General features: G+C 41.2%; 6 protein-coding genes and 1 pseudogene. 3 read left to right on the top strand and 4 right to left on the bottom strand.

Annotated elements, in window-relative coordinates; genetic code table 11:
* A partial coding sequence (locus ATB78_RS30345; RefSeq protein WP_346393704.1) for a hypothetical protein occupies nt 1-183 on the top strand: 183 nt, incomplete at its 5' end.
* A gap of 454 nt (nt 184-637) precedes the next feature.
* Here ATB78_RS30345 and ATB78_RS30340 read toward each other — a convergent pair.
* Nucleotides 638-746 (bottom strand): annotated as a pseudogene (locus tag ATB78_RS30340) (DUF3265 domain-containing protein); the annotation flags it as partial.
* The gene (locus tag ATB78_RS27550) at nt 745-1,047 is read right to left on the bottom strand and encodes a hypothetical protein (RefSeq protein WP_045418402.1); all 303 of its coding nucleotides are present in this window, start codon (nt 1,045-1,047) and stop codon (nt 745-747) included. The gene ATB78_RS27550 and the pseudogene ATB78_RS30340, both read right to left, overlap by 2 nt.
* A gap of 152 nt (nt 1,048-1,199) precedes the next feature.
* Here ATB78_RS27550 and ATB78_RS27545 point away from each other — a divergent pair, with 152 nt between their 5' ends.
* Nucleotides 1,200-2,168, top strand: coding sequence for an IS30-like element ISVa6 family transposase (locus ATB78_RS27545; protein ID WP_081096684.1), 969 nt, complete (start codon nt 1,200-1,202; stop codon nt 2,166-2,168).
* Nucleotides 2,169-2,193: 25 nt separating this feature from the next.
* Here the strand turns inward: ATB78_RS27545 and ATB78_RS27540 are convergent, their stop codons facing one another.
* Together ATB78_RS27540 and ATB78_RS27535 are read right to left on the bottom strand one after the other, a co-directional pair.
* Nucleotides 2,194-2,733 carry a hypothetical protein gene (locus tag ATB78_RS27540; RefSeq protein WP_061011132.1) on the bottom strand — a complete coding sequence of 180 codons (540 nt, stop codon included), beginning with the start codon at nt 2,731-2,733 and terminating at the stop codon, nt 2,194-2,196.
* 688 nt (nt 2,734-3,421) lie between these two features.
* Entirely contained in the window at nt 3,422-3,595 is a 174-nt protein-coding gene (locus tag ATB78_RS27535; RefSeq protein ID WP_179947032.1) for a hypothetical protein, read from the bottom strand.
* Between the two features lie 148 nt (nt 3,596-3,743).
* Between ATB78_RS27535 and ATB78_RS27530 the strand changes: the two genes are divergently transcribed.
* On the top strand, nt 3,744-3,963 hold a 220-nt coding region (locus ATB78_RS27530), incomplete at its 3' end, for a helix-turn-helix domain-containing protein (protein ID WP_155647884.1).

Here is a 3,963-nt window from a genome sequence, read left to right as displayed (position 1 = left end):
CAATTTTTCGCCTTTTTCTATTGCAACTTCTTTAAAATGATCGAAAAAGCCATCAATGATGGACTGCTCATGTTTTTTTTCCAATTTAAATCCCCGTACTTCAAAGTAATATTATCAGCTAACGCCCTGCTAAGGGGTGAGCAACGCAATACCGAAGTCGCCGCATACCACCTTAATCACTAAAATCAACGCATAGTAAAAATGCCACGCGTTGTGAATCCCTCTTGAGCAGTTTGTTAGTTTGCAAACCAAAGGCTTTGATTTTACGTTATTTTAAATTTTGAAAACAATAAACTTTGTGTACTTTGATGCACTTAAGTCAAGCGTAGTCTAAAAACGGCTAGTCAATGAAACCACATGAACTTACCACACCAGAGAAAACGTCATTTCAGCGAGTAAATCAGCTTTTGTACCAACAAACTCAGCGAGCAGAGTTTCAACAAAAAAGTTCAACGCAGTTAACCCAAAAGTCGCCACACCAAAGAACAAATCAACCGCTGAAGCGATACCAATTTTGGATTTTCACCACGCCAGTTAACATTGAAATTGAAAACCAATACGACAACTTAAACTTTGAGTTTTTACCACTAGATCTTGCGATATAGCTGCGTTTTTCCTCTTGCAAACTAACGCCCAGTTAAGGGGTGAACAACGCAATACCGAAGCCGCAACATACCGCCTTAAACACCAAAACCAACGCATAGTAAAAATGCCACGCGTTGTGAATCCCTCTTGAACTGTTTGTTAGGCTAATTTTACGCTCGCTATTCGCCAGTAGCCTACAAGAACGGCCAATACTACCCATTGCGTTAAATACCATAGATAATACGATGCTTGACTATCAATTAAGAAAAAATAAATTACTAGTCCGAAACTCGTGAACACCGAAAAGACATATAGAAACCATAGCGCTACACAAACATTATTGTTGAACTCAGAAAGCTTCTCTCCTCGATCTATACCTGAGAGAAATATAAGTCCAAAACCAATAATGCTACCTACTCCAAGCTGGAAAAATGAAAGCGGAACCAAAACCCAAAGTGACATCTTTATCTCCCTGATTAGTCTAACGCGTTGCGAATCCCTCTTGAGCAGTTTGTTAGGCATCTTGGATTCAAGTACGAAGTGCGACACCTCTGAACATAAAAACAGTGAGATGCGATAATCATGAACTTTGCTCCCGCCAAGAAGTAAAAAACATGAAATACACGCACCTCACTGAGAACGAAAGGTATATGATTTCTGCGCTCAGAAAGCAAGGAATTAGTACCGCTAAAATAGCTAAACAACTGGGTCGTCACAAAGCTACTATCTATCGAGAAATTGAACGTAATTCCCGATACAACAGACACTTTAAAAGGTACTCCTATCAGGCATGGAGAGCCCAACAAATGGCTCGCAACCGGCTAAGCCGATCGCGCAGAAATAAGCGCTACAGCGAAATCGACTTCAGGTTACCTGAAGCCTTGCTACGACTGGATTGGAGCCCTGACCAAATCGTCGGACACCTAAGGGTAAGAGGCTATCCAACAATGAGCCACGAGCTCATTTATCAGCATATTTGGAACGACAAAACGCTCGGTGGAACACTATGGAAGCACCTACGCCAATCCACTAAGAAAAGGCGTAAAAGGTATAACTCAAAAGACAGCCGTGGACGGCTAGCTGCAAAGCGCCATATTACCGAAAGACCAGCAAATGCTGAGCATAAAAAAGAGCCTGGTCATTGGGAAATTGATACCGTCGTTGGCCGTGGAACCAAGCACTGTATCGTCACTTTAGTCGACAGAATGACTGGCTACACTTTTATCGGACAAATGGACGATAGAACAAGCGAGTCGCTCAACGTAAGAATGAGCAAAATCATGACCCGCTCTGACTTACCGTTTAAGACGATAACTGCGGATAACGGCACTGAATTTCATGGTTATACGCAACTAGAAAAACATCATAACTGTATGTTTTACTTTGCAAATCCATACCACTCATGGGAGCGAGGCACTAATGAAAACACCAATGGCTTGATACGACAATACTTACCAAAACGAACTTCTATGTCACACGTGACACAGAAGCTCTGTAATGAAATTGCACACAAATTAAATACGCGCCCACGCAAAAGACTTGGGTATAGGACACCAACGGAGTATATTCATGCGCATCTGTAGAAAGTGTCGCACTTCAAACTTGATACTAAGCCTGTTCTATCAGTTTCACTTCACCTTGACCATCAATAACAACACGCCATTGCTTACCCTTACAATCAAAGTAGAAGCCTTTTAGACCAGAATACTTTTCGTAACTACCGACACTATGGATTGTTTCGTAACTAACAAATGCGGCATCATTAGATTCTGTTTCACTGAGCAACGCTTCAACTGCTTTAATAAAGAGAACTTCTTCTGGTAGAGCTATTACCCGATAATTTCGAGACAAAAGCGTATACAGCTTTGTAAAATGACCTTTAATACGCGACCATTCTTCTATAGATTCTCGAACTCGTTTATGTGCTTCAGGAATGACAAAACCGACTAAACCAAGAATAGAAAGAACTTGAACGACTGTAACTGGATTGTCAGCCCCACGACCAATATTGTGCTCTTGAATTGAACACTCCACTGGAAGTTCTGATTTTTTCAATTGCTTTCTAATTGAGTTTTCAATTTCATCTGTTTGTTCATGCCAATCAAGACCATAAGCAGGATCTTTATAAGTACCTAGTACAATGTCCATGCTTTCCTCTTAAGGTATAACGCCTTGCTAAGGTGTGAGTAACGCAATACAAAAGCTACCGCACAGCGCCTTAATCACCATAAGCCACCGCAAAGTAAAAATGCCACGCGTTACGAATCACTCTTAAGCAATTTGTTAGTACATGCGCTACTTCTATTTATGCGCTCCAAGATATTGAAAACTGACATGATATGAAAGGCTTTGAACACTGAAGTGAGACGGGCAGCTACAAAACTTTACCCCGATTGAAAGACGAAAGTTGGCTAGAAGAAAAACGCACTGAACTGTCCTACTTTCACTTGCTTCAAATTAGAAAAGGATTCTTTCCTCGTACTTCAACAGCCACAACAAAAGTAATCAAGGTTTTCTCAAAAGCCACCACGAAAATGAAGAAGCACCAAAGAAATAGGCTAAGAGTTAGAAGCCGTAAGCGATGAAATCAAAGCGAACACTTCGCATATAGTGCCACCGGAAAGAACGTGAAAGGCACTAACTGAAAGGTGTAAATACGAGCGCCAAAACAGATAAACACCAAAACTTATGACCTTTGATGTCAAACCCGTACTAACGCTCTGTTAAGGGGTGAGCAACGCATTACCGAAGCCATCGCACACCACCCTAATCACTAAAATCAACGCATAGTAAAAATGCCACGCGTTGCGAATCCCTCTTAAACAGTTTGTTATGTTTATTTACCCCGAATTTTTGGGCCAAAGAATAATTCTACTTTCTCTACCGACTTGAATATTTTTTGGCTGAATTCGTCATCATCTGAAACGAAATACACAACCTTATCATTTTCAATAACTCGCTCAGGATTATTATCAACTGTTGCCCCTGGACCAGCATAAGCGCCTTTCATCCAGAAATGTAGCCAAATAGCACCTCTTAAATCTCCAATACGTTGTTGAATTTCGTCTTGGATTCAAGTACGAAGTGCGACACCTCTGAACATAAAAACAGTGAGATGCGATAATCATGAAGTTTGCTCCCGCCAAGAAGTAAAAAACATGAGATACACGCACCTCACTGAGAACGAAAGGTATATGATTTCTGCACTCAGAAAGCAAGGAATTAGTACCGCTAAAATAGCTAAACAACTGGGTCGTCACAAAGCTACTATCTATCGAGAAATTGAACGCAATTCCCGATACAACAGACACTTTAAAAGGTACTCCTATCAGGCGTGGAGAGCCCAACAAATGGCTCGTAACCGGCTGAGCCGCTCGC

Source organism: Vibrio sp. CUB2 (genome assembly GCF_001557945.1).
Lineage (GTDB): Bacteria > Pseudomonadota > Gammaproteobacteria > Enterobacterales > Vibrionaceae > Vibrio > Vibrio owensii.
The sequence above is the reverse complement of the archived record's forward strand: the minus strand, read 5'-3'. Positions and strand labels throughout refer to the sequence as shown.

Bases quoted from the DNA above. Each gene is read 5' to 3' on its own strand.
- ATB78_RS27550 (WP_045418402.1), bottom strand. From the start codon at position 1,047: ATGTCACTTTGGGTTTTGGTTCCGCTTTCATTTTTCCAGCTTGGAGTA.
- ATB78_RS27545 (WP_081096684.1), top strand. From the start codon at position 1,200: ATGAAATACACGCACCTCACTGAGAACGAAAGGTATATGATTTCTGCG.
- ATB78_RS27535 (WP_179947032.1), bottom strand. From the start codon at position 3,595: ATGAAAGGCGCTTATGCTGGTCCAGGGGCAACAGTTGATAATAATCCT.
- ATB78_RS27540 (WP_061011132.1), bottom strand. From the start codon at position 2,733: ATGGACATTGTACTAGGTACTTATAAAGATCCTGCTTATGGTCTTGAT.